The organism is Novacetimonas maltaceti, assembly GCF_002906255.1.
Taxonomy (GTDB): Bacteria; Pseudomonadota; Alphaproteobacteria; order Acetobacterales; family Acetobacteraceae; genus Novacetimonas; species Novacetimonas maltaceti.
This window is the reverse complement of sequence record NZ_POTC01000004.1, coordinates 52963-77666: the sequence shown is the minus strand read 5'-3', so window position 1 is coordinate 77666 and position 24704 is coordinate 52963. Positions and strand designations below refer to the sequence as shown.

At 63.4% G+C, this 24704-nt stretch carries 21 protein-coding genes and 3 tRNA genes; 3 read left to right on the top strand and 21 right to left on the bottom strand.

The features are described from left to right. Positions 1–4: 4 nt before the first annotated feature. The 21 genes from nuoL to KMAL_RS02745 form a co-directional block, all read right to left on the bottom strand. Entirely contained in the window at positions 5–1945 is a 1941-nt protein-coding gene (nuoL, locus tag KMAL_RS02845; RefSeq protein ID WP_110094252.1) for an NADH-quinone oxidoreductase subunit L, read from the bottom strand. A 7-nt stretch (positions 1946–1952) separates the two neighbouring features. Then, on the bottom strand, positions 1953–2276 hold the full coding sequence (gene nuoK, locus KMAL_RS02840) for an NADH-quinone oxidoreductase subunit NuoK (protein WP_110094251.1): 324 nt from the start codon (positions 2274–2276) through the stop codon (positions 1953–1955). Further along, a complete protein-coding gene (locus tag KMAL_RS02835) occupies positions 2269–3042 on the bottom strand; it encodes an NADH-quinone oxidoreductase subunit J (RefSeq protein ID WP_110094250.1) in 774 nt (257 codons plus the stop codon). Before KMAL_RS02835 ends, nuoK begins: the two co-directional genes overlap by 8 nt. 93 nt (positions 3043–3135) lie before the next feature. Then, a complete protein-coding gene (nuoI, locus tag KMAL_RS02830; RefSeq protein WP_110094249.1) occupies positions 3136–3624 on the bottom strand; it encodes an NADH-quinone oxidoreductase subunit NuoI in 489 nt (162 codons plus the stop codon). Then, positions 3624–4646: an NADH-quinone oxidoreductase subunit NuoH gene (gene nuoH, locus KMAL_RS02825; RefSeq protein ID WP_110094248.1), complete on the bottom strand. Its 1023-nt coding sequence runs from the start codon at positions 4644–4646 to the stop codon at positions 3624–3626. The genes nuoI and nuoH overlap by 1 nt, the downstream gene beginning before the upstream one ends. A 6-nt stretch (positions 4647–4652) precedes the next feature. After that, positions 4653–6719, bottom strand: coding sequence for an NADH-quinone oxidoreductase subunit NuoG (nuoG, locus tag KMAL_RS02820; RefSeq protein WP_110094247.1), 2067 nt, complete (start codon positions 6717–6719; stop codon positions 4653–4655). A 5-nt stretch (positions 6720–6724) separates the two neighbouring features. Then, the gene (gene nuoF, locus KMAL_RS02815) at positions 6725–8050 is read right to left on the bottom strand and encodes an NADH-quinone oxidoreductase subunit NuoF (RefSeq protein WP_110094246.1); all 1326 of its coding nucleotides are present in this window, start codon (positions 8048–8050) and stop codon (positions 6725–6727) included. A 12-nt stretch (positions 8051–8062) separates the two neighbouring features. After that, a complete protein-coding gene (locus KMAL_RS02810) occupies positions 8063–8719 on the bottom strand; it encodes a complex I 24 kDa subunit family protein (protein WP_110094245.1) in 657 nt (218 codons plus the stop codon). A gap of 5 nt (positions 8720–8724) precedes the next feature. After that, complete coding sequence (locus KMAL_RS02805; RefSeq protein ID WP_110094244.1) at positions 8725–9975, bottom strand: NADH-quinone oxidoreductase subunit D; 1251 nt, start codon at positions 9973–9975, stop codon at positions 8725–8727. A 13-nt stretch (positions 9976–9988) separates the two neighbouring features. Continuing rightward, positions 9989–10654: an NADH-quinone oxidoreductase subunit C gene (locus KMAL_RS02800; protein WP_233042992.1), complete on the bottom strand. Its 666-nt coding sequence runs from the start codon at positions 10652–10654 to the stop codon at positions 9989–9991. Then, positions 10647–11225 (bottom strand): NuoB/complex I 20 kDa subunit family protein, encoded by a 579-nt coding sequence (locus KMAL_RS02795; protein ID WP_110094243.1) that lies wholly within the window; start codon positions 11223–11225, stop codon positions 10647–10649. Before KMAL_RS02795 ends, KMAL_RS02800 begins: the two co-directional genes overlap by 8 nt. 25 nt (positions 11226–11250) lie before the next feature. After that, a complete protein-coding gene (locus KMAL_RS02790; protein ID WP_110094242.1) occupies positions 11251–11616 on the bottom strand; it encodes an NADH-quinone oxidoreductase subunit A in 366 nt (121 codons plus the stop codon). 316 nt (positions 11617–11932) lie between these two features. Beyond that, positions 11933–12009, bottom strand: a tRNA-Asp gene (locus KMAL_RS02785). A 138-nt stretch (positions 12010–12147) separates the two neighbouring features. Then, positions 12148–12222, bottom strand: a tRNA-Val gene (locus tag KMAL_RS02780). A 74-nt stretch (positions 12223–12296) separates the two neighbouring features. Continuing rightward, the gene (locus KMAL_RS02775; protein WP_275399299.1) at positions 12297–12599 is read right to left on the bottom strand and encodes an HU family DNA-binding protein; all 303 of its coding nucleotides are present in this window, start codon (positions 12597–12599) and stop codon (positions 12297–12299) included. A 168-nt stretch (positions 12600–12767) separates the two neighbouring features. After that, positions 12768–15263 (bottom strand): endopeptidase La, encoded by a 2496-nt coding sequence (lon, locus tag KMAL_RS02770; protein ID WP_110094240.1) that lies wholly within the window; start codon positions 15261–15263, stop codon positions 12768–12770. A gap of 190 nt (positions 15264–15453) precedes the next feature. After that, complete coding sequence (gene clpX / locus KMAL_RS02765; RefSeq protein ID WP_110094239.1) at positions 15454–16713, bottom strand: ATP-dependent Clp protease ATP-binding subunit ClpX; 1260 nt, start codon at positions 16711–16713, stop codon at positions 15454–15456. A gap of 262 nt (positions 16714–16975) precedes the next feature. Continuing rightward, positions 16976–17611, bottom strand: a complete 636-nt coding sequence (locus tag KMAL_RS02760) for an ATP-dependent Clp protease proteolytic subunit (protein WP_110094238.1) — start codon at positions 17609–17611, stop codon at positions 16976–16978. Between the two features lie 274 nt (positions 17612–17885). Beyond that, positions 17886–19223, bottom strand: a complete 1338-nt coding sequence (gene tig, locus KMAL_RS02755) for a trigger factor (RefSeq protein ID WP_110094287.1) — start codon at positions 19221–19223, stop codon at positions 17886–17888. A 97-nt stretch (positions 19224–19320) separates the two neighbouring features. Next, positions 19321–19405: transfer RNA gene (locus tag KMAL_RS02750), tRNA-Leu, on the bottom strand. A 78-nt stretch (positions 19406–19483) separates the two neighbouring features. Beyond that, positions 19484–20926 carry an NAD(P)H-hydrate dehydratase gene (locus KMAL_RS02745; protein ID WP_110094237.1) on the bottom strand — a complete coding sequence of 481 codons (1443 nt, stop codon included), beginning with the start codon at positions 20924–20926 and terminating at the stop codon, positions 19484–19486. A 219-nt stretch (positions 20927–21145) separates the two neighbouring features. Between KMAL_RS02745 and KMAL_RS02740 the strand changes: the two genes are divergently transcribed. The 3 genes from KMAL_RS02740 (at position 21146) to KMAL_RS02730 (ending at position 24667) form a co-directional block, all read left to right on the top strand. Continuing rightward, a complete protein-coding gene (locus KMAL_RS02740; protein WP_110094286.1) occupies positions 21146–21598 on the top strand; it encodes a CopD family protein in 453 nt (150 codons plus the stop codon). A 211-nt stretch (positions 21599–21809) separates the two neighbouring features. Next, positions 21810–23372: a DEAD/DEAH box helicase gene (locus KMAL_RS02735; RefSeq protein WP_110094236.1), complete on the top strand. Its 1563-nt coding sequence runs from the start codon at positions 21810–21812 to the stop codon at positions 23370–23372. Positions 23373–23401: 29 nt separating this feature from the next. Then, entirely contained in the window at positions 23402–24667 is a 1266-nt protein-coding gene (locus KMAL_RS02730) for a class I SAM-dependent RNA methyltransferase (protein ID WP_110094285.1), read from the top strand. The last annotated feature ends 37 nt before the right edge of the window (positions 24668–24704 follow it).

Genomic DNA, 24704 nt, shown 5'->3' with positions numbered 1-24704 from the left:
GGCTTCAGTGGGTCAGCAGCATGGTGGACAGAAGCACCACCAACCCGATCAGCATCGTAAAGGCATAGACCGCGATCGAACCGGTCTGGATCTTCACCGCCTGCCCCGCCGACGCCACGGTCATGCGGGCCAGCCCTTCGGGGATGCCCTCGACCACGCCTTCATCGACATCCTTCCACAACACGCGCGCCAGCGCCCTGTACGGACGGATGATGATCAGGTCATACAGTTCGTCGAAATACCATTTGTTCAGCAGGAACAGGTAAAGCGGACGCAGCGCGCGCGCCATCGCCCCCGGGATTTCCGGCCGCAGCATGTAGCAGACATAGGCGACGAGGATCCCCCCAACGGCGGCAATGCTTGGCACGAGGGAGATTAACGCCGGGGCGTGTTCCATCATGTCCATGATGTCGTTACCCGGCGCATTCGCGATCGCCCCGTTCCAGAACGCCACCTGATCCCTGCCGATATAGAGCGGCGCCAGCAGGATGCCGCCAAGCACCGCGCCAAAGCCCAGCAGGATGACCGGCCCGGTCATGGAAATCGGGCTTTCATGGGCACCCTCATGCAGGTGCGCGTCACGCGGCTTCCCATGGAAGACAAGGAAGATCAGCCGCCAGCTGTACAGTGCGGTCAGGAACGCGGTGATGCAGCCCATGATCCAGCCATAGGTGCCCATCGTCGCAGGCGACATCCATGCCGCATCAAGGATCGCATCCTTCGACCAGTAGCCCGCGAAGGGGAAGATCCCCGCCAGCGCAAGGCTGCCCAGCCACATGCACACATAGGTCACCGGGATCTTGCGCCACAGCCCGCCCATGCGGAACATGTCCTGCTCGTCATGGACGGCATGGATCACGCAGCCCGCGCCAAGGAACAGCAGCGCCTTGAAAAACGCATGCGTCGTCAGGTGGAACATCGCTGCCTGGTACGCGCCCACCCCCACGGCCACGAACATGTAGCCCAGCTGCGAACAGGTGGAATAGGCGATCGTGCGCTTGATGTCGGGCTGCACCAGCCCCACGGTCGCGGCAAAGAAACAGGTCGTCGCACCGATCAGGATGATGAAGTCACGCGTAAATGGGGCGAATTCCACCACCGGCGACATCCGCGCCATCAGGAATACGCCCGCCGTGACCATCGTCGCCGCATGGATCAGGGCGGACACCGGGGTCGGCCCCTCCATCGCGTCGGGCAGCCATGTATGCAGGAACAGCTGCGCCGACTTGCCCATCGCGCCGATGAACAGCAGCATGCAGATCACCTCGATGGCGCGATGGGCGCCAAACAGGTGATACACATCGTTCATGTGCGCGGGCACCATCGCGAAGATGTCGTCATAGGTCACGGTGCCGAATTCGACATACAGCAGCGCAATGCCGACCAGGAAGAACAGGTCCGCCACGCGGTTGACGACAAACGCCTTGATCGCGGCGGCGGCGGCCGACGGGCGCGTGTACCAGTATCCGATCAGCAGGTAACTGGCGAGGCCCACGCCTTCCCACCCGAAGAAGAGCTGGATCAGGTCGTTCGACGTCACCAGCATCAGCATCGCGAACGTAAACAGCGACAGGTAGGAGAAGAAGCGGAAGCGCGGCATGCTCTCATGCGCCATGTATCCCGTGCTGTAGACATGCACGAGCGTGGAGACCACGCACACCATGGCGACGATGGACACCGACAGCGCATCCATGCGCAGCCCCCACGCCACATGGAAATTGCCCGCCTGGATCCAGTCGGCCACGGGGACAAGGGCGGTCACCATGCCGCCCTGCCCCTCGATCAGCAGCGCGCCGATGGCGGCCAGGCTGGCGATGAGCATCAGGATGATCGTCAGCGCCTGCGACAGGGCGTCGCCAATGATGCGCCCCCCCATCCCGGCGGTCAGGAACCCGACCAGCGGCGCGAAGACCGCGATTTCAAAAAGGCAGGATGCCGTTTGCATGATCCGATCACCCTTTCATCATCGTAATGCGGTCGACCTCGATCGAGCCGCGATTACGGAAATAGACAGTGACGATGGCAAGGCCGATCGCGGATTCCGCCGCCGCGATGGTCAGCACGAACAGCGTGAACACCTGCCCCGACAGGTCGCCAAGTGCCGCGGAAAACGCCACGAAATTGATGTTGGCCGACAGCAGGATCAGTTCGATCGACATCAGGATGATGATGACGTTCTTGCGGTTCAGGAAGATACCGAACACGCCAAGGACCAGCAGGATCGCGCTGATGACAAGGTATGGCGTGACGCCAATGGTGGCGATTGCACTATTCATTGTCCCGACTTTCGTTTTTCGTGACATCCGCGACCACGACAAGGGCGGTGCCTTCGGCAAGCTCCTGCTCCTCCTCGCGATAGGCCTGCGTGCCATAGGTGCCCGGCACGGCGGCAATGTCATAGGACCTGCGCGGGCGCAGGAAACCACCCATCGCGCCGACGCTGCGCCCCAGCGGCAGGGAAAGCATTTCCATGGAATCCGCGGGCTGGCGTTCATGCTGGCGCTCGATGTCCTGCCGCCGTCCGGTGGGCCGGTCACGCAGGGTCAGCACGATCGCCCCGATCATCGCCACCAGCAGCACGAGCGCGCAGGCCTGGAACAGGAAGATGTAGTGCGTATAAAGCACATCCCCGATCGCCGCCGTGTTCGTCCGCGTGGGCGTGGATGGCACCAGGTGCGCGACATCGCCGATATTCGACGCCACGCGCCAGTGCAGGAACGCCAGCACCAGTTCCGCCAGCAGCACCCCGCCCAGCGCCGCGCCGAACGGGGCATAACGCTGCAGCCCCTCGCGCGCCTGCGCCACGCGGATGTCGAGCATCATGACGACGAACAGGAACAGCACCGCCACCGCGCCGACATAGACGATGACCAGGATCATCGCGAGGAATTCGGCCCCCGCGATCAGGAACAGCCCCGCCGCGTTGAAAAACGCCAGTATCAGGAACAGGACCGAATGCACGGGATTACGGGCGCTGACCACCATCGAGGCAGAAAGAACCAGGACCGCCGCAAATATGTAAAAGACGATTTGGGTCATCATGGGTGACCTTCCTGCCGCATGGATATTTCCTCCTGCTGCCCGCATGTCCACCTGCCACCGCGCGGGTGGCGGGGGGACATGCGATCCGCCACGTCAACGATACGGCGCATCCAGCTCCAGCCGGCGCGCAAGAACGCTTTCCCAGCGGTCGCCATTGGCGAGCAGCTTGTCCTTGTTGTACATCAGTTCTTCGCGCGTCTCTGTCGCGAATTCGTAGTTGGGGCCTTCAACGATCGCATCCACGGGACAGGCTTCCTCGCACAGCCCGCAATAGATGCACTTCGTCATGTCAATGTCGTACCGTGTGGTACGGCGCGACCCGTCGTCGCGCGGCTCGGCCTCGATGGTGATGGCCTCCGCCGGGCATGTCGCCTCGCACAGCTTGCACGCGATGCAGCGTTCCTCCCCGTTGGGATAGCGGCGCAGCGCATGCTCGCCACGGAAACGCGGCGACAGCGGTCCCTTTTCGTAGGGATAATTGATCGTCGCCTTGGGCTTGAAAAATGCCTTGAGCGTGACGCTCATGCCCGAAACCAGTTCGCTCAGCAGGAACGAGCGGGCAGTACGGCTGAGATATCCCATCAGCTTGCTCCTCCGGGCAGCAGGCCCGTCACCATCAGAAAACCGGCCGTCAGCACCATCCACGCCAGCGAGAACGGCAGGAACACCTTCCACCCCAGCCGCATCAGCTGGTCATAGCGGTAACGCGGGAATGTCGCGCGGACCCAGATGAAGACAAACAGGCAGAACAGGATCTTCGCGATCAGCCACAGCGGTCCCGGGATCCATGTCAGCGGCGCGATCGCCAGCGGCGGCAGCCAGCCGCCAAGGAACAGGATGCTGATCATGCCCGACATCAGGAACATGTTGGCATATTCACCAAGGAAGAAGAGGCCGAACGCCAGCGCGGAATATTCGACGAAGAACCCGGCGACCAGTTCGCTCTCCCCTTCGGGAAGGTCGAACGGCGCGCGGTTGGTTTCCGCCAGCGCCGAGATGAAGAAGACGATGAACATCGGGAACATCGGCAGGCAGAACCAGACGTGGCGCTGCGCCAGCACGATGTCATTGAGGTTCAGGCTGCCGACCGCAAGCAATACGGAGACAATGACAAGCCCGATCGAGACTTCATACGACACCATCTGCGCCGCCGAACGCAGGCCGCCAAGGAACGCGTATTTGGAATTGGATGCCCAGCCCGCGATCAGGATGCCGTAAACCCCGAGCGAGGAAATCGCCAGCAGGTAGAGCACGCCGACATTGATGTCCGCCACTGCAAGCCCGTTGCCGGTCGGGATGACCGCCCATGCCACCATCGCAAGGGAAAACGTCAGGAATGGCGCGAACAGGAACAGCATCCGGTTGGCACCCGCCGGGATGACCGTTTCCTTCGTCAGCATCTTGATGGCGTCTGCGAATGCCTGCAGCACGCCGAACGGACCGTTGACGTTCGGCCCCTTGCGCAACTGCATCGCAGCCATGACCTTACGCTCCGCAAGGGTCAGGTACGCAACCCCCAGCAGGAGCGGCACAAGCACGGCCAGCGTTTCAAGGACAACCAGCAGGACCTGCCCCACAAGCGTATGCAAAAAGAAATGCGTCACCTCACCTTACTCCGCTGCCTGGGCCGGGGGATGGACATAGGTCCGCGAACAGGTCTCCATCGTCGGGCTGGCGCGACAGATGGGACTGGTCTGGTAATAATCCGCGATGACCGGGACGAAGGGCGTCGTGGCGATGGCCACCTTGCCGCCATCGGGGCTGACGCCCTGCGGCGGGGCAAAGCGGGGATGGCCCTGCCGTGCGAACACCGGGTTGACCTGCGCCAGACGCGTGCGCAGCGCCTCGAGCGTGTCATAGGGGAGCGTGTGGCCCACCACTTCGGAAAATGCCCGCAATATGCGCCAGTCCTCGCGCGCGTCGCCCGGCGGCATGACCGAACGGAACGCCTGCTGCACGCGGCCTTCGGTATTGACGTAGGTGCCCGGCTTTTCCGCATACAGCGCGCCGGGCAGGATCACGTCCGCCCGTGCGGCGCCCGCGTCGCCATGGTGCCCCTGATAGATGACGAACGTGTCGTTGCCGATGCGATCGACCGGGAATTCATCCGCCCCCAGCAGCCACAGGATTTCCACCCCGTCATCGAGCATGCCCGCGACATCACGACCGCCCCTGCCCGGGACAAACCCCATGTCCAGGCCGGCGACACGGCTTGCGGCGGTATGCAGCACGTTGAAGCCGTGCCACTGCGCATCCAGCGCCCCCACCTGTCCCGCCAGATCCCATGAGGCCTTGAGGATCGCGCGCGCATCGGGCCGTGTCAGCGCGCCATGGCCGACAATGATCATCGGCTTCTCAGCTTTTTTCAGTACGTCGAGGAACGCGGAACGTCCCGCCGCAAGGTCCGCCAGCGCATCCGGCCCGTCGCCCAGCACTTCCACCGCATAGGTCGGGTCAGCCTGCGGCGCGCCGATCATCGCGATCGGGAATTTGCCCCGCCCGGCACTTACGAACCGCTTGCGGATGCGCGCGTTGAGCACCGGCGCCTCCTGCCGGGGGATCGCGCCGATGATCAGCAGCGCATCGGCTTCCTCGATCCCGGCAATGCCGGTATTGAACGTGTAGAAGTCACGGTGCGACAGATCGTAATCCGCCCCGTCCTGCCGGCAGTCGATGCTGGTCGAACCCAGTGCTTCCATCAGGTCCTTCAGCGCCAGCATGCTTTCGGCATCGCACAGGTCGCCCGCGATCGCACCGATCCGTTCGCCCGCAACACCCTTGAGGCGCTTCGCCAGCGCCACGAACACATCCTGCCACGAGGCAGGCTGCAGCTTGCCATGCACGCGCACCCACGGCCGGTCAAGGCGGCGGTGGCGGAAGCCGTCCACCACGAAACGCCCCTTGTCCGCCAGCCATTCCTCGTTCACCTCGTCATTGGTGCGCGGGACGATGCGCAGCACGCTGGCGCCACGGGCCTGCATGACGATGTTGGTGCCGACCGCGTCGCACACGTCGATGGAATCCGTGCGCTTGAGTTCCCACGGACGGGCGGTAAAGGCATAAGGCTTGGATGTCAGCGCGCCCACCGGGCAGATGTCGATCAGGTTGCCCGACAGTTCGGATGTCAGGGCCTTTTCAACGTAATTGGTGATTTCCATGTTCTCGCCGCGCGAGACGGCGCCGAGTTCGGGCACGCCCGCCACCTCGGTCGCGAAACGGATGCAGCGCGTGCACTGGATGCAGCGCGTCATGACCGTCTTGACCAGCGGGCCGAGATACTTGTCCGTCACCGCGCGCTTGTTCTCGAGATAGCGTGAATGGTCCGCGCCATAGCCGAAGGCCTGGTCCTGCAGGTCGCATTCCCCGCCCTGATCGCAGATCGGGCAGTCGAGCGGATGGTTGATGAGCAGGAATTCCATCACCGCGCGGCGTGCCTTGCGCACGACCTCGGTGTCGGTCAGGATCTGCATCCCCTCGCCCACCGGGAACCCGCATGACGCGACGGGCTTGGGCGCGCGCACCACCTGCACCAGACACATGCGGCAGTTGCCCGCCACCGACAGGCGTTCGTGGAAGCAGAAGCGCGGGATTTCCTTGCCCGCCGCCTCGCACGCCTGCAGCGCGCTGGACCCTGCGGGCACTTCGACGGGGATGCCGTCAACGGTTACTTTCACCATGTCCCTTACTCCGCCGCTGTCGGCAGGTCGGCGGGAACCTGCACCAGACGCCCGCCGCCATGCGCGGCCTTGTAGGCATGGATGCGTTCCTCCATCACCGGGCGGAACCGCCGGATCAGCCCCTGGATGGGCCACGCCGCCGCATCGCCAAGCGCGCAGATCGTATGGCCCTCGACCTGGCGCGTTACCTGTTCGAGCATGTCGATCTCCTCGATCTCCGCACGGCCTTCGACCATGCGCTGCATGACACGCATCATCCATCCCGTGCCCTCGCGGCACGGCGTGCACTGGCCGCAGCTTTCATGCTTGAAGAACTGTGAAAAACGCGCGATGGCGCGGATGATGTCGGTGGATTTGTCCATCACGATCATGCACGCCGTGCCAAGGCCCGACCCTTCGGCGCGCAGGCTGTCGTAATCCATCAGCACCGTGTCGCAGACCTCACGCGGCAGCATCGGCACCGAACAGCCACCGGGAATGACCGCAAGCAGGTTGTCCCAGCCGCCACGCACACCGCCGCCATGCTTTTCGATGATGTCCTTGAGCGGCACGCCGAGTTCTTCCTCAAACACGCATGGCGTATTCACATGGCCGGAAATGGCCATCAGCTTCGTGCCCGCGTTGTTGGGACGGCCCAGCCCGGAAAACCACGAGGCCCCGCGACGCATGATGGTGGAGGTGACGGCGATGCTCTCCACATTATTGACCGTGGTGGGGCAGCCATACAGGCCCATCGCCGCGGGGAATGGCGGCTTCATGCGGGGCTGGCCCTTCTTGCCCTCAAGGCTTTCGAGCAGCGCCGTCTCTTCCCCGCAGATATACGCACCTGCGCCGCGATGGATGTAGAAATCGAAATCCCATCCCGACCCGGCAGCGTTTGGACCGATCAGTCCAGCCTCGTACGCCTCGTCAATGGCGTGCTGGAGGTGCTGCGCTTCGTTGAAGAACTCGCCACGGATATAGATGTAGGATTTGTGCGCCCCCATTGCGAAGGATGCGATCAGCGCGCTTTCGATCAGCTTGTGCGGGTCGTGACGCAGGATCTCGCGGTCCTTGCAGGTGCCGGGTTCGGATTCATCGCCGTTGATCACCAGGTAATGCGGGCGCCCGTCCGATGTCTTGGGCATGAACGACCATTTCACGCCCGTGGGGAACCCCGCCCCGCCACGGCCACGCAGTCCTGATGCCTTCATTTCCGCAATGATGGCATCACGCCCGCGCGCCAGGATGGCGGCCGTGTCGTTCCAGTCGCCGCGCTGCCGCGCACCCGCCAGACGCCAGTCGTTCTGACCGTACAGATTGGTAAAAATCCGGTCCTTGTCCTCAAGCATGTCCCGTCTTTCCTACCCGTTATCCTGCGTGCCGGTGCCCTGCCCCGCAGTATCCAGCAGCGTCTTGCGCCCCCCCACGGGGGCAGAATCCATGCGATCTATGGTCGGGCCGGGCTTCGGCCGCTCGCCACGGCGCAGGGCGGCGATCAGTTCGGTCGTGCGCGGGCCGTCCATGTCCTCGTAATAATCATCATCAACCTGCAGGATCGGGGCGTTCGCGCAGGCGCCAAGGCATTCCACCTCGGTCATCGTGAACATGCCGTCCGCGCTGGTTTCGCCAAAGGCCCCGATCCCGGTCGCGGCCTTGCACGCCGCCGTCACGTCATCCGACCCGCGCAGCCAGCACGACGTCGTCGTGCAGACCTGCAGGTGGTATTTCCCGATCGGCTTCGTATTGAACATCAGGTAGAAGGTCGCGACCTCGTAAACGCGGATCGGCGCCATCTCCAGCCGTTCGGCCACCGCATCCATCGCAACACGGGGAACCCAGGCGCTGCCGGTCTGGCGGCCCATCTGTTTCTGCACCACATACAGCAGCGGTATGACGCCGCTTGCCTTGCGTTCGGGGGGATACTTGGCAAGTATCTGCGCGATCTGCCGTTCGCTTTCCGCGTCGAAAGCGAATTCGGCAGGCTCCGCGTCGTGGGGTGTGTTGGATTGCGCGGACATATCGTTCACCTGTCTATTTCACCAAACACCAGATCCAGCGAACCGATGATCGCAACCGCGTCGGCCAGCATGTGCCGCCGCGCCATCACGTCCATGGCCTGCAGGTGGGCGAACCCGGTGGGGCGAATCTTGCACCGGTAGGGACGGTTGCTGCCATCTGCGACCAGATAGACGCCGAATTCGCCCTTCGGGCTTTCGACGGCGGTATAGGTCGCGCCCGGCGGCACATGGTACCCTTCGGTAAACAGCTTGAAATGATGGATCAGGGCTTCCATCGAACGTTTCATCTCCCGCCTTGGCGGGGGGGCGATCTTGCGGTCCTGGACCTTGATCGGGCCGGGCTTCATCTGCGCAAGGCACTGCTCGACGATCTTCACGCTTTCGCGCATTTCCGCGACACGCACCAGATAGCGGTCATAGCAGTCGCCCTGGCGCGCCACCGGCACGTTGAACTCCACCTTGTCGTAATTGTCATAGGGCTGCGAACGCCGCAGGTCCCACGGCACGCCCGACGCACGCAGGCATGGCCCGCTGAACCCCCAGGCCAGCGCCTGCTCGCTGGTGAAGACACCAATGCCGACCGTGCGCTGTTTCCAGATGCGGTTGTTGGTCAGCAGGGATTCAAGGTCGTCGATCCAGCGCGGGAATTCGGTCGTCCACTGGGCGATGCGCTCCTCCAGCCCGGCAGGCAGGTCGCGCGCGACGCCACCGGGGCGGAAGTAATTGGCATGGAAACGCGCGCCCGATGCCGCCTCGTAGAATTCCAGCAGCTTCTCACGTTCCTCATACCCCCACAGGGCCGGCGTCAGCGCGCCGCAGTCCAGCCCGAAGGACGTCAGGTTGAGGATATGGTTCAGGATGCGCGTGATTTCCGCGAACATGACGCGAATCCATTTCGCGCGGTCCGGGATTTCAATGTTCAGCAGCTTTTCCGTCGCCAGCGCGAACGCCTGCTCCTCACACATGGGGGAGACGTAGTCGAGCCGGTCGAAATATGGCAGCGCCTTGGGATAGGTCTTGTATTCAATCAGCTTTTCCGTGCCACGGTGCAAAAGCCCGACATGCGGGATGGCGCGGGTGACGACCTCGCCCTCCATCTCCAGGATCAGGCGCAGCACGCCATGGGCGGACGGATGCTGGGGACCGAAATTCAGCGCGTGGGAGTCGATTTCCACGACATGCTTGCGGACGTCGCCATCGCTTTCCTCCGGCAGCAGCGCCTCAGGAATGTTCGGGTCCAGGGTCACATCACTCATCGTTCGGTTTCCCTTATTCCTGGCGCTTGATGTTCTGGCGGAACGCATGCGCCTTCTCGTCACCGGGCAGGGTCAGGATGCCCTCCCACGGGGATTCAAAGTCGAAATTGCGGAAGTCCTGCTTCAGCTGCACCGGTTCGTACACCACCTGGCGCCGTTCCTCGTCGTAACGGGTCTCGACATAGCCGGTCAGCGGGAAGTCCTTGCGCAGCGGATATCCCTCGAACCCGTAATCGGTCAGGATGCGCCGCAGGTCGGGCTGGTCGGAGAACAGGATGCCGAACAGGTCGTAACATTCGCGCTCCCACCATGTTGCAGAGGGCCACAACTGGTGAACGGAGGCCACGGGCTGCGTTTCGTCCGTGGTCACGATGACGCGGATGCGGTGGTTGTGCGTCACCGACAGCAGGTTGTAGACGACGTCGAAACGCTCCGCCCGGTCGGGATAATCCACCCCGCACAGGTCCATCATCTGCTCGCAGGAATAGCGCGGATCGTCGCGCAGCATCCCCATGATCGCCAGCAGGTAGGGCCGCGTCGTGCGCACCACGAGTTCCCCGCCCTCGATCCCGGCGGAAATGACGCCCGGCACGGTGGTGGACAGCGTGAACGCCACCGATCCCAGCGAAGCCTGCGCCTGCGTCTGCACCGCAGGCAGGGTGTTGGAGGACTCAGCCACGGAGAATCGTCCCTGTCCTGCGGATTTTCTTCTGGAGTTGGAGGATGCCGTAGATCAGCGCCTCCGCCGTGGGGGGACAGCCGGGGACATAGACATCCACCGGCACGATCCGGTCACAGCCACGCACCACGGAGTAGGAGTAGTGGTAATACCCGCCCCCGTTGGCGCATGACCCCATGGAAATGACCCAGCGCGGTTCGGCCATCTGGTCGTACACGCGGCGCAGGGCCGGGGCCATCTTGTTCGTCAGCGTGCCCGCGACGATCATCACGTCGGACTGCCGTGGCGACCCGCGCGGGATGATGCCCATGCGGTCGAGGTCGTAACGCGGCATGTAGGCGTGGATCATTTCCACCGCGCAACAGGCAAGGCCAAAGGACATCGGCCACAGGCTGCCGGTGCGGCCCCAGTTCACGATCTTGTCCAGGCTTGCGACGACGAAGCCTTTTTCCGTGATCTCGCCCGTGACGCCGCGGATGACGGCATCCTGTTCCGGGCCGGGCGGCAGCATGTCGCGATTCCACGCGATGCTGTCGGATGGGCGGCCCTGCCCTGATGAATTGCTGCTCATGCTTCCTGTCTCCTTCCCTGCTGCCTCAATCCCACTCCAGCGCGCCCTTGCACCATTCGTAGATGAAGCCGACCGTGAGGACCGTCAGGAAGCCCATCATCGACAGGAACCCGAACCAGCCGATCCGCGACAGGCTGACCGCCCAGGGAAACAGGAAGGCCACCTCAAGGTCGAAAATAATGAACAGGATCGCCACAAGATAAAAACGCACGTCAAACCGCCGCCGCGTGTCATCGAACGGCTCGAAACCGCACTCATATGCGGATGTTTTTTCCGAATACGGTTTCTGCCAGCCGAAAAGCAGCGAACTTCCCAGCATGGCGCCCGCGATTACAACCGCGATCGCACCGAATATCAGTACAGGGAAATAATCCGCGATGACGGAATGCATGGCCCACGTCCCCAACCTTGTTGATTGAACCATCCGTGTCTTGAGCGACTTCTGTATGGCTGGGGCGAAGTTAGACACAAACTCCCGTGGACGAACAGACGGTTACCCTATACCCGGGCGGGAACATTACCGTGATGTTAGGAAATACCGCAGAAATACAGTCATCGCGCCCGCATTACTTATCGGGAACTTTTTGTTGTCTTCATATTTCTGTGTTCGGGGAAATGCGGCCGGAACGCACGCCAAAAACCCTACGCAACCCCATCCGAAATGGAGGGCAGGCGTATCGGGAAGGTCATGATTTTCATGGGAGAAATGGCGCGAGTGACGGGGCTCGAACCCGCGACCTCCGGCGTGACAGGCCGGCGCTCTAACCAACTGAGCTACACCCGCGCAGGGTGTGGAAGGATCTCTACCGATCCATCCGGGTGACGTCAACAGGGGATGACATCTGAAAGTGACCTGATCGCGGGATCATTGCCATATGACGGCAATGACGGGACCAAGCAGGATTTCATGCAGCATGCTGCATGGTGGGCGATGACGGGATCGAACCGCCGACCCTCTCGGTGTAAACGAGACGCTCTACCGCTGAGCTAATCGCCCCTGTAACCGCATCAAAACCGAGGGGCCGGTAATCCACCATCGTGGACCAGCACCCCTCACCTGACGCAAGCTGCTTATTTGCTTACAGCTTCCTTCAGGTTCTTGCCAGGCTTGAATCGCACGGAGGTCGAAGCCGGGATGTCGATCTCTTCACCCGTACGCGGGTTGCGGCCCTTGGCGGCCTTGCGGGTCGCGGTCACGAACGTACCGAAACCGACCAGACGAACTTCCTGCCCACTGGACAGGGCCTTTTCGATCGCGCCGAACACAGCATCGACCACTTCGCCCGCCTTTGCCTTTGCCAGGTCGGCGTTCTCGGCGACAGCAGCAACGAGTTCCTGCTTGTTAAGTGGCTTCTCCATTTTACGCCTTTCTATGTAACTGACTGCGACCGCTTCATCACGCGTGCTTTTCGCGTCGCATTTTCTGCCTGCACTATGCCGCTGTTTTCTCTCACGTCAACCGAGGGATGGGCGGGAATGACCCACAAAATCGGTCATTCCCCCCTGCCATGACAATTTTGCTACGCTTGACAGGATGCCCGATCAGTGCGGTAGCGACGCCAGTGCCGGTTCGGACGCGGGATTGGTGGCCACGCCTTCGGGCGGCTCCACCCATTCGATCGGTTCGGGCGCATGGACCAGCGCCTTGGCGATCACTTCATCCACATGGGCGACGGGAATCACCTTCAGGTCTGCGGTCACGGCCTTGGGGATTTCCACCAGGTCCTTTTCATTGTCCTTGGGGATGAAGACCGTGCGGATGCCCGCGCGATGCGCCGCCAGCAGCTTCTCCTTCAGGCCGCCGATGGGCAGCACGCGCCCACGCAGCGTGATTTCCCCCGTCATGCCCACGTCACGACGCACCGGAATGCCGGTCATCACGCTGACGATGGACGTCGCCATGGCAATACCCGCGGACGGCCCGTCCTTGGGCGTCGCGCCTTCGGGCACGTGCACATGCAGGTCGCGCTTTTCAAACAGCGTCGGCTTGATGCCAAACGACGCCGCCCTGCTGCGGACATAGGACAGGGCCGCCGCGACGCTTTCCTTCATCACGTCGCCCAGCTTGCCCGTCAGCTTGATGTTGCCCTTGCCCGGCACCATCACGCTTTCGATGGTCAGGATCTCGCCCCCGACCTCGGTCCAGGCAAGGCCGGTGACGACACCCACCATATCCTCGGCCTCGGTCTCGCCATGCCGGAAACGCTTCACGCCGGCATATTTCTCAAGGTTGTCCCTGGTAATGGCGACCTTCTTGGCCTTGCCCGTCACGATTTCCGTCACCGCCTTGCGCGCAAGGGTCGCGATCTCGCGCTCCAGGTTACGCACACCGGCTTCACGGGTGTAGCTGCGGACCAGTTCAAGCAGCGCATCGTCACTGACCGACCATTCATCGGGCTTGAGGTTGTTGGCCTCGGTCTGCTTGGGCAGCAGGTGACGCTTTGCGATCTCGACCTTCTCGTCCTCGGTATAGCCCGACAGGCGGATGATCTCCATGCGGTCCAGCAGCGGCTGGGGCATGTTCAGGCTGTTGGCCGTGGTGATGAACATCACGTCCGACAGGTCGTAATCCACCTCCAGATAGTGATCACCGAAGGTCGCGTTCTGCTCCGGGTCCAGCACCTCGAGCAGGGCCGACGACGGATCGCCACGCCAGTCCGCGCCAAGCTTGTCGATCTCATCGAGCAGGAAAAGCGGATTCGACGTCTTCGCCTTCTTCATGCCCTGGATGATCTTGCCCGGCATGGAGCCGATATAGGTCCGGCGATGGCCACGGATCTCCGCCTCGTCACGCATGCCGCCAAGCGACATGCGGACATACTGCCGCCCGGTCGCCTTCGCGATCGAACGCGCAAGCGAGGTCTTGCCCACGCCCGGCGGCCCGACGAGGCACAGGATCGGCCCCTTGAGCTTCTGCGCGCGACTCTGCACCGCGAGGTATTCAAGGATGCGTTCCTTGACCTTCTCCAGCCCGTAATGGTCGGTATCGAGGATTTTTTCCGCCTCGGGCAGGTTGTGGCGCACCTTGGAACGCTTTTTCCACGGGATCCCCAGCAGCCAGTCGAGGTAGTTGCGCACCACCGTCGATTCGGCCGACATCGGGCTCATGGTCCGCAGCTTCTTCAGCTCCGCCACCGCCTTGTCGCGCGCTTCCTTGCTCAGCTTGGTCTTGGCGATCTTTTCCTCAAGCTCGGCGGTCTCGTCCTTGCCGTCCTCGCCCTCGCCAAGTTCCTTCTGGATCGCCTTGAGCTGCTCGTTCAGGTAATACTCGCGCTGCGTCTTTTCCATCTGCCGCTTGACGCGGTTGCGGATGCGCTTTTCCACCTGCAGGACGCCAATCTCGGCTTCCATATGGGCGAAAACCCGCTCCAGACGGGCGTTGACGTCCTGGATTTCAAGGATTTCCTGCTTTTCGGAAATCTTGAGGTTCAGGTGGCTTGCGATCGTATCGGCCAGCTTCGACAGGTTGTCGATCTGGTTGAGGGAGACGAGCACCTCCGGCGCGATCTTCTTGTTCAGCTTGATATACTGCTCGAACTGGGAAATGATCGTGCGGCCCAGCGCCTCGGCTTCCTTGCCGTCGGTCTCTTCCTCGGCCACTTCCTCGATCTCGGCCTCGAAATGGCCATCGACCTCATGCAGCGTGGAAATGCGCGCGCGGCGGCCACCTTCCACCAGCACCTTGACCGTCCCGTCCGGCAGCTTCAGCAGCTGCAGGATCGTGGAGACCGTGCCATAGCGGTAGATGTCGTCAACCGACGGGTCGTCCTGCGATGCGTTCTTCTGCGCCACCAGCAGGATCTGCTTGTCATTCTTCGTGACCGCTTCCAGCGCGCGGACGGACTTTTCGCGCCCCACGAACAGCGGCACGATCATATGGGGGAACACCACGATATCACGCAGCGGCAGGACCGCCATCGTGTCCTTCTCCTGCGGGGTGATGTCCTGCCCTTCGTGCGACGACACCGATACCGGCACCTTCTTTTCCGTATTTTCGGGGGTGCCCGGCACCTGGTCCAGTCTTTCGGATTCAGACATTTAACTTGACCTCCTGATGGACGATCCCGGGTCCACACCCGACACGCGGCCTGCGGACCCGTAACACCGCACATGCGGTGACCTGATGAGTCATGTTGTCACTTGCCCTCACTGACACAAGTGAGCGAAAGGCAAATGACCTGCATCATCAAAGATGAAAAAGCTTTACCAAGAGCGTACGGCGCCGCGATCAGGCGGACTGCTCCTCAGGCTCCGCCTTGCCATAGACATAGACCGGCGGGGCCTTGTTTTCCGCCGCATCCTTGTTGACGACGATCTCTTCCACGTTTTTCAGGCCCGGAAGGTCGAACATCGTCGACAGCAGGATGCTTTCCAGGATGGCGCGCAGGCCGCGCGCGCCGGTACGACGCGCGATGGCCCGCTGCGCGATGGCGCTCAGCGCGTCCTCGGAGAATGTCAGCTTCACGTCTTCCATCTGGAACAGGCGCGCATACTGCTTGACCAGCGCGTTCTTGGGCTTGGTCAGGATCTCGATCAGCGCGGCTTCATCAAGGTCCTCAAGCGTCGCCAGCACCGGCAGGCGGCCGATGAATTCCGGGATCAGGCCGAACTTCAGCAGGTCCTCGGGTTCAATGTCGCGCAGGATCGCGCCCGTGCGGCGGTCATCGGGGGACTGCACGTCGGCGCCGAACCCGATTCCTGATCCCTTGCCACGCGCGCTGATGATCTTGTCGAGGCCCGCGAACGCGCCACCGCAGATGAACAGCATGTTGGTGGTGTCCACCTGCAGGAATTCCTGCTGCGGATGCTTGCGCCCGCCCTGCGGCGGGACGGAGGCGACGGTCCCTTCCATGATCTTGAGCAGCGCCTGCTGCACGCCCTCGCCACTGACGTCGCGGGTGATGGAGGGATTGTCGGACTTGCGCGAAATCTTGTCGATCTCGTCGATATAGACGATGCCGCGCTGCGCCTTCTCCACGTTGTAGTCGGCGGCCTGCAGCAGCTTGAGGATGATGTTCTCCACGTCCTCGCCCACATAACCGGCTTCGGTCAGGGTCGTGGCGTCGGCCATGGTGAACGGTACGTCAAGGATGCGCGCCAGCGTCTGCGCCAGCAGCGTCTTGCCCGAACCGGTCGGGCCGATCAGCATGATGTTCGACTTCGCGATCTCGACGTCGTTGTTCTTCTGGCTGTGGGCCAGGCGCTTGTAATGGTTGTGGACCGCGACCGATAGCACCTTCTTGGCGTGCATCTGCCCGATGACGTAGTCGTCGAGGATATTGCAGATCTCACGCGGGGTCGGCACGCCGTCGCGTGACTTCACCAGATGGGTCTTATGCTCCTCGCGGATGATGTCCATGCACAGTTCGACGCATTCATCGCAAATGAACACGGTGGGACCGGCGATGAGCTTCCGGACCTCGTGCTGGGACTTGCCGCAGAACGAGCAATAAAGGGTATTTTTGGAATCGCCGGATTTGTTGTTCATAACCGCTCCTATTCCCCCGCAAGGGAGAACCTGTCCATTCCCGACGACCGGAACCTGCACCCGCCTTCCGGTACGCCGCAGCTTGCCTCGTCGCCTGAGGAGGGGAAACGCACACCGTGCGCCTGCTCCCCTTCCCCGCATATCACAAGACCCCTGCGCCGCGTCATGCGTTGCCCGCGACGCAGACGGGGTCTTTCATCCTGCCTGCGGGACACGGGCACCCGCGCACGCCGCGCGCATCATGCCCGTGCCCATCCGGACATCAGTCGGCGGCCTTCTCGGCTGCGTGGTTGCGCACGACTTCGTCAACGATGCCGAACGCGCGGGCCTCTTCCGCCGACATGTAGCTGTCACGTTCCAGCTTGCGCTCGATTTCCTCAAGCGTGCGGCCGGTATGGGTCTCATAGATCTCGTTCAGGCGCTTGCGGATGGTCAGGATTTCCGTCGCCTGGATCTCGATGTCGCTGGCCTGGCCCTGCGCGCCGCCGGACGGCTGGTGCACCATCACGCGGGAATTGGGCAGCGCGAAGCGGCGTCCCTTCTCCCCGCCCGCAAGCAGGAGCGAGCCCATCGACGCGGCCTGCCCGATGCACACGGTGCTGACGGGGCTGCGGATATACTGCATGGTGTCGTAGATCGCGAGACCGGCCGACACCACCCCGCCGGGGCTGTTGATGTAGAACGAGATTTCCTTGGTCGGGTTCACGCTTTCCAGATACAGGAGCTGCGCGGACACCACGGCGGAAACCTGATCATAGACCGGCCCGGTCAGAAAGATGATGCGCTCTTGCAGCAGGCGGGAATAGATATCGAATGCCCGCTCCCCGCGAGAGGTCTGCTCGACCACCATCGGCACAAGAGCATTATTGTAGATCTCTACGGGATTGCGATCCCTCATAGCCATATTCCCGATCCTGAAAAGCAAAGGCCCGACCTGCCCTGATTTTCCGGCGTGCGTGGGCGCGCCATCCAAACGGAGCAGCCGGACCTTTCCCGGTTACTTATGACAAAATAGAGACAAACACGCCAGATACCACCCCATTGCCGTCATTTTAGACAATATGATGCGAACATGGCCTGCCTGGCTCCGTCACGAAGGTCGTTGGACACGCAAGAACCATATCCGATCTTTACGCGTCCAGCCGACGTCCGCAAGGCCTGAAACGGCGGTCTCAGACGTTGGCTTCCGGCATTTCGGCCAGTTCCTCGGGCGTCACTTCCTTGTCCTCGACCTTCGCCAGCTCGACGATGTAGTCGATGACCTTGTTCTCGAAGATCGGGCCGCGCAGGCTGTCGGCGGCCTGCGGGTTCTTGCCGAAGAACTCGAACACGGCCTGTTCCTGGCCGGGATAGCGCATGGCTTCGGCGCGGATGGCCTGCATCATCTCGTCCTGCGTGACGGTGATGTTGTTGACGCGGCCGATTTCAGCCAGCAGCAGGCCCAGCTTCACGCGGCGTTCGGCAATCTTGCGATAGTCGGCGCGCAGCGTGTCCTCGTCCTTGTCCTTGTCCTCGTCATCAAGGCGACCGGCCTTGCGGTCTTCCTCGATACGGTTCCAGATCTGGGCGAATTCGGCGTCAACCATGCCCGGAGGCGCGTCGAACGCGGTCTTTTCAGCCAACTGGTCCAGCAGGTCGCGCTTCAGGCGCAGGCGCGAAAGCTGCTCGTATTCCTGCTCCACCTGCTTGGTGATCAGTTCACGGACCTGCTCCAGCCCCTCGAAGCCCAGCTTCTTGGCCAGTTCGTCATCGATCTTGGGTTCGACGGGACGCTTGAGTTCCTTCGCCTTGATGTCGAAGGTGGCTTCCTTGCCTGCAAGGTTCTCGGCCTGGTAACCGGCCGGGAACGTGACATGGATCACCTTTTCGTCACCGGCCTTCATGCCCTCGAGCTGCTCGGCGAAGCCGGGGATGAAGCCCGCGCCACCGATCTCGACATTCACGTCATCGGCGGAACCGCCGTCAAACGCAACGCCATCGATCTTGCCGACGAAATCAACCGTCAGGACGTCGCCCTTGGCTGCGGGACGATCCTCGGTGATCGTCTCGAACTCACGCTGGCGGCTGGCGATTTCCTTAAGCGCCTTGTCAACCGTTTCCGCGTTGACGGGGGCCTTCAGGCGCGTCAGCGACACGGTGGACAGGTCGGGCACCGGGATTTCGGGGAGGATTTCGAACTCAACAGTGAACTTGAGGTCGTCCTTGCTGTCGGGTTCCCCGCCGGAGACGATGCCAACCTTCGGCTGCATCGCCGGGCGCAGGCCGCGCTCGTCCAGCAGCGTGCGTGTCGCGTCGCCGACGACCTGCTCCAGGACTTCCCCCTGGACCTCGGTGCCAAAGCGCTGCTTGACGATGCTCAGCGGCACCTTGCCGGGACGGAACCCGGGCAGCTTCATGGACTTGCCAACTTCATTAAGGCGCGCCGTGCGCTTGCTTTCAATTTCCTGCGCCGGAACCGTGACGGTAAACCCGCGCTTCAGGCCATCGGAAAGCGTTTCAGTAACCTGCATCTGCCAGGCCATCCTCTCGGTCAGAACGTATCAAAGAACGCAAGAGGCCGGTTGGGCCACCACGTCTGCTCGCATAACGCGAATTGCCGGGGTTTTATGGTACGGGCGAAGGGACTTGAACCCCCACGACTTGCGTCACCAGAACCTAAATCTGGCGTGTCTACCAATTCCACCACGCCCGCACATTGCCCAAGCTACAAGCGCGCGGCTTTAGCGCAGAGTAGCCATGGGGGCAAGATGCGAACCCGAATAACGCCCTCTCAGCCCCGCTTTTTTTGCCCTTCCGCCTCGGCCTTTGCACGCGCGGCGCCCAGATGGAGGTCGAACTGTTCTGCCACGGGCCACGGCCCCGCGCGCATCGCCGCCTCCCCATGCAGCCACACGGCGGCGCACGCCCCCTCCCACGCGGGCATGCCCGCCGCCATCATCGCGGCCACGATCCCGGTCAGGGTATCGCCCGACCCCGCCGTGCCCAGCGCGGGCGTCGCATGATCGTTGATCGCGGCCCGCCCGTCCGGGGCGGCGATGATCGTGTCCGGCCCCTTCATCACCACCACCGCATCGATCAGGGCCGCCGCGGCACGGGCCGCGGCCAGGCGGTCCTCGCCCGGATGGCCGAACACGCGCGCGAACTCCCCGGCATGGGGGGTGACCACCGCCGCGCCGCGCAGGCGTGCGGGATCGCCCGCCGCCATGGAAAATGCCCCGGCATCCGCCACCACCTGCCGTCCCGCCCCCACCAGCGTGGGAAAGACGGAGCCCACTTCGTCAACCGTCAGGCCGGGGCCGCAGACCCACACCTTGCGCCGGGCATCGTGCAGCAGTTCGGGCAGGGGATCGGAATCCACGATCAGGCCTGCTGGCGCCTGCATGCGGTACAGGTCCGCGGCAGCCCCCACCGCCAGCCGGACAAGGCCCGCGCCACTGCCGCGCGCGCCGCCCGCCGACAGTCGCGCCGCACCGGGCATCTGAGCACCGCCACAGATGCTGACCACGCCACGGCTGTATTTATAGCTCTCCACCCCGCAATGCGGCACCTGCCACAGGCCCGGTTCATTGTGCCAGGTGCGCACGCCCACCTGCCCGACCGCAGATTCGGGAATGCCGATATCCGCCACCTCGCACCGTCCGCACAGGTCGCGCCCCGGCAGCAGCAGGTGCCCCGGCTTGCGCCGGCAGAATGTCACGGTCAGTTCCGCCTGCGGGGCATAGCCGCGCACGGCCCCGGTCGCCCCGTCCACGCCGGTGGGCATGTCGATGGCCACCACCCGCCGCGCCGCGCGCAGCACGTCCGCGACATCGCCTTCCACCGGGCGGGACAGGCCCGCGCCGAAGACCGCGTCGATCACAAGGTCGAAACGCGCCACCTGCCCGGCCGCGAACGGCACCACCGGCCCGTCCCACAGCGCAGCGGCGGCGGCCGCATCCCCGCCGGGGCGCGGCGGGGCAAGGGCCGCGATGCTGACGGGCCACCCGGCCTGCGCCAGACGTCGCGCGCAGACATAGCCATCGCCCCCGTTATCCCCCGGACCGCACAGCACAAGGACGCGACAGGGCCTAACATGGCGGCGCACCGCGCGTTCCACCGCGCGCCCCGCATGTTCCATCAGCGTGCGAATCGGCACCACCCGCGCGGCCAGGGCATCGACCCGGCCCATCTGCGCCGGATCGGGAAGCAGCAGTCGGTAAGCGGTGTCATTCATGATCGGTCCTCCCTGAACCACAACGGATGGGGCAAAAGCATGCGCGCCGGGACCACGGGGCGCGAGGCAACCCGTGATCCGGCCCGGAAATACAGCCCGCGACATGCAATATCTTGCATTATGAACGCGGAATCGGGAAACAACCGTCCATGCTTTCCCGATGGGCGCCATGCCACAGACGCATTCGCCCACCCCATCGTTTTCCAAACCGGAGGCGTCATGTCCCACTCCATCGTCTGGAGCCTTGTGCTCGCCGTTCACCTTCTTGGCATGGCCGCATGGCTGGGCGGCATGATCTATGCCGTGTTCGTCCTCAAGCCGAGTCTCGGCCTGCTTGACCCCACCCCGCGCGCATCCGTCCACCTGCAGACGCTCAACCGCTTCTTCCGCATCGTGTGGCACACCATGCCGATGGTGCTGGTGACGGGCTGGCTGATGATTTTCCACGAAGGGGGCTTCGCCACCATCGGGTGGCAGATCAACCTGATGCAGCTGCTTGGCCTGATGATGGCGCTGATCTTCGCGCGGATCTATTTCGGCCCCTACCAGAAGGCACGCCGCGCGCTGCGTCCGCAGCCGTCGATGTTCGATTCGATCCGCTCGCAGATCCTCATCAATATCGGCCTTGGCGTGCTGACCATCGTGGCCGCGTCGCTGGCGCATCCGTTCTGAAGCCATGAAAATGCCCGTGACTGATGCACGGGCACACAGGCATCCTTGATTTTCATACGGGATGCGGATAGGCAGGGGACGTGTGGAATCGAGGGATTCGCCCTTGGTCCACAGGCCCCTGCGTTGCTGCAGGCGATCAGGCGCGGTAACCTGATAGGCGGTATGGTAGCAATCCGGACGGGACCTCACCACTGACACGTTCGAGAGAATTTTGAGCGCCAAGAAGAACACGACATCCGCTCGGGCCGGTTCCGCCAATGCGGGGCAGCGTACTGCCGCGACGGCAGGCGACATCATGCCGATATCCGATATTGAAATCGTTACCCCCCCGGAAACGGAAGACGCGCCACAGCCGCTGTTTTCCGAACTGGGCCTCTCCGCGCCGATCCAGCAGGCGATCGAGGAGATGGGATATCGCCATCCCACCCCCATCCAGGCGCAGGCGATCCCCTATGTCCTGATGGGGCGCGACGTCCTGGGCGTGGCGCAGACGGGCACGGGCAAGACCGCGTCCTTCACCCTGCCCATGCTGGAGATCCTGTCGGGCTCGCGCGCCCGCGCGCGCATGCCGCGCTCCCTCATCCTGGAGCCGACGCGCGAACTTGCCCTGCAGGTGGCGGAAAATTTCGTCAATTACGGCAAGCACCTCAAGCTGACCCATGCGCTGCTGATCGGCGGCGAGAGCATGGCGGAGCAGAAAGAGGTCCTCAACCGTGGCGTTGACGTGCTGATCGCAACGCCGGGCCGCCTGATCGACCTGTTCGAACGCGGCGGCCTGCTGCTGACGCAGACGAAGCTGCTGGTCATCGACGAGGCCGACCGCATGCTCGACATGGGGTTCATCCCCGATATCGAGAAGATCGTCAGCATGCTCTCGCCCCTGCGCCAGACGCTGTTCTTCTCCGCCACGATGGCGCCGGAAATCCGTCGCCTCGCGGACATGTTCCTGCACAATCCCAAGGAAATCACCGTCAGCCGCCCCTCCTCCGTCGCCTCCACCATCGAGACGGGGCTGGTGATCGTCGAGGAGGATGACAAGCGCCGCGCCCTGCGCAAGCTGCTGCGCGAGAGCGACATGCAGAACGCGATCATCTTCTGCAATCGCAAGCGCGACGTCGATGTCCTGTGCAAATCCCTGATCAAGCACGGCTTTTCCGCCGGGGCGCTGCATGGCGACCTGCCGCAGTCGGTGCGTTTCTCCACGCTTGAGGCGTTCAAGTCGGGGGAACTGAAGCTCCTCGTCTGCTCCGACATCGCCGCGCGCGGGATCGACATTGGCGGCCTGTCGCATGTCTTCAATTTCGACCTGCCGTTCCATGCGGAGGATTACGTCCACCGGATCGGCCGCACGGGCCGCGCGGGACGCACGGGCCATGCCTACAGCCTCGCCACGCCCTATGAACAGCCGCTGGCCGAGGCGATCGAGAAGCTGACCGGCAAGCCGATCACCCGGCTGGAGGTCAAGGGAATCGACCAGGCGGAATGGTCCGACGAACCGCGTCCGCGTGGCCGCAAGCGTGGGGGCAAGTCCACGGAACAGCGCACGCCGGCACCGGCCCCCGCAGCGCGCAAGCCCGCAGCCGAATCGCGCAAGCCCGCATCCCCCGCCGCCCCGCCGCCAGCGCGTCAGGCGACGGCCCCTGCCGCGCGCGAAGACCATGGCAACGACCGGGTCCAGACCGGATTCGGTGGCGACATCCCCGCCTTCATGCTGCTGCCCCGCCGCACGGCGCCTGTCGTGCCCGCGCCCGAGGATGAAAACCGGTCGGACTGACCCGAAAGACTTTGCCCGTGTCTGAAATCATGCAGGTTCATATCGATGCCCTTGGCGCGGAAGGGCACGGTCTTGCACGCCTGCCTGATGGCGCGGCCCTGTTCGTGGCTGGCGCCCTGCCGGGAGAGGATGTCACCGTCCTCCCGACCGGCGATGGCAGGGCACGGGTGGAAACCATCATCCATCCCAGCGCCGACCGGGTTGCACCGGTGTGCGACCTGTTCGGGGAATGTGGCGGGTGTTCCGTCCAGTACATGTCGTTGCCCCTGTCGCTGCGATGGAAGACTGATACGGTCCTGCGTGCCCTGCATGCCGCAGGTCATGCGGACCCGGTGCCTGTCACGTCATGGCAGGGCGCCCCCATGACCCGGCGACGGGTGGACCTTACCTTCGCCCGCGAGGGACAGGCCATTGCGCTGGGACTGCATCGTAAACGCGGCGCGGTCGTGGACATGACGCAATGCCATGTGCTGGAACCGGCACTGTTCGCGCTGCTTCCCCCGCTGCGGCAGATGCTGCATTCGCTGCCCGCGGTGCGACGTGGGGGGGATCTGCAGATCAACATGCTCGACAGCGGGCCGGACCTGCTGCTTGCCACCGATGGGCCGCTTGGCCCCGATGACCGGCGGCTTCTGGCGCAGTTCGCGGGCACGCACCGCATCCCACGGATTTCGTGGCGTCCCCATGGCAGTCATGACACCCCCGAAACGGCGGCACAGACGGCAGGCGTATGGCACGAATTCTGTGGCGTGCGCACCGCACCGCCGCCGGGTGCCTTCCTCCAGCCCAGTCGCGCGGGGGAGGACGCGATCCGTCAGGCGGTCCTGGACGCCCTGCCCACCAAGCGGATCAAGGGCGACATCATCGAACTTTATGCCGGATGCGGCACGCTGTCCTTCGCCCTGGCGGAACGGGCGCGAGTCATGGCCTATGAAGGGGATTGGGCGGCGTTCGCCTGCCTGAAACAGGCCTGTGGTGGCACGCGGGTGCAGGCGTTCCATAACGACCTCAACCGCCAGCCGGTCATGGGAACGGTCCTTGCCAAGGCTGGCGCTGTCGTGCTTGACCCGCCCCATGCCGGGGCAGGCGCGCAGCTACAGCAGATCATCGACGGCAGGCCGCTGCGTGTCATCTATGTCAGTTGCAATCCCACGGCCCTGCGTCGTGACGCGGCAGCCCTGCTGCAGGCGGGATACAGGCTGGAACATGTCACGGTGATCGACCAGTTCCTGTGGTCGACCGAGGTGGAGAGCGTCTGCCTGTTCACCCGGCCGCCCCCGCCACGCCGGCGCTAAGGAAGATACCCCGGACAGATAAAAGTTTTTGGTGAAG

Excerpts from the sequence above, each read along its gene's own strand:
- nuoF (WP_110094246.1), bottom strand. The coding sequence starts at position 8,050 with ATGCTTGAGGACAAGGACCGGATTTTTACCAATCTGTACGGTCAGAAC.
- nuoK (WP_110094251.1), bottom strand. The coding sequence starts at position 2,276 with ATGAATAGTGCAATCGCCACCATTGGCGTCACGCCATACCTTGTCATC.
- KMAL_RS02835 (WP_110094250.1), bottom strand. The coding sequence starts at position 3,042 with ATGATGACCCAAATCGTCTTTTACATATTTGCGGCGGTCCTGGTTCTT.
- nuoG (WP_110094247.1), bottom strand. The coding sequence starts at position 6,719 with ATGGTGAAAGTAACCGTTGACGGCATCCCCGTCGAAGTGCCCGCAGGG.
- clpX (WP_110094239.1), bottom strand. The coding sequence starts at position 16,713 with ATGAACAACAAATCCGGCGATTCCAAAAATACCCTTTATTGCTCGTTC.
- KMAL_RS02730 (WP_110094285.1), top strand. The coding sequence starts at position 23,402 with ATGCAGGTTCATATCGATGCCCTTGGCGCGGAAGGGCACGGTCTTGCA.
- KMAL_RS02740 (WP_110094286.1), top strand. The coding sequence starts at position 21,146 with ATGTCCCACTCCATCGTCTGGAGCCTTGTGCTCGCCGTTCACCTTCTT.
- KMAL_RS02795 (WP_110094243.1), bottom strand. The coding sequence starts at position 11,225 with ATGAGCAGCAATTCATCAGGGCAGGGCCGCCCATCCGACAGCATCGCG.
- KMAL_RS02745 (WP_110094237.1), bottom strand. The coding sequence starts at position 20,926 with ATGAATGACACCGCTTACCGACTGCTGCTTCCCGATCCGGCGCAGATG.
- KMAL_RS02790 (WP_110094242.1), bottom strand. The coding sequence starts at position 11,616 with ATGCATTCCGTCATCGCGGATTATTTCCCTGTACTGATATTCGGTGCG.
- KMAL_RS02760 (WP_110094238.1), bottom strand. The coding sequence starts at position 17,611 with ATGAGGGATCGCAATCCCGTAGAGATCTACAATAATGCTCTTGTGCCG.
- nuoL (WP_110094252.1), bottom strand. The coding sequence starts at position 1,945 with ATGCAAACGGCATCCTGCCTTTTTGAAATCGCGGTCTTCGCGCCGCTG.
- nuoI (WP_110094249.1), bottom strand. The coding sequence starts at position 3,624 with ATGGGATATCTCAGCCGTACTGCCCGCTCGTTCCTGCTGAGCGAACTG.
- KMAL_RS02805 (WP_110094244.1), bottom strand. The coding sequence starts at position 9,975 with ATGAGTGATGTGACCCTGGACCCGAACATTCCTGAGGCGCTGCTGCCG.
- lon (WP_110094240.1), bottom strand. The coding sequence starts at position 15,263 with ATGTCTGAATCCGAAAGACTGGACCAGGTGCCGGGCACCCCCGAAAAT.
- KMAL_RS02810 (WP_110094245.1), bottom strand. The coding sequence starts at position 8,719 with ATGTCCGCGCAATCCAACACACCCCACGACGCGGAGCCTGCCGAATTC.
- tig (WP_110094287.1), bottom strand. The coding sequence starts at position 19,223 with ATGCAGGTTACTGAAACGCTTTCCGATGGCCTGAAGCGCGGGTTTACC.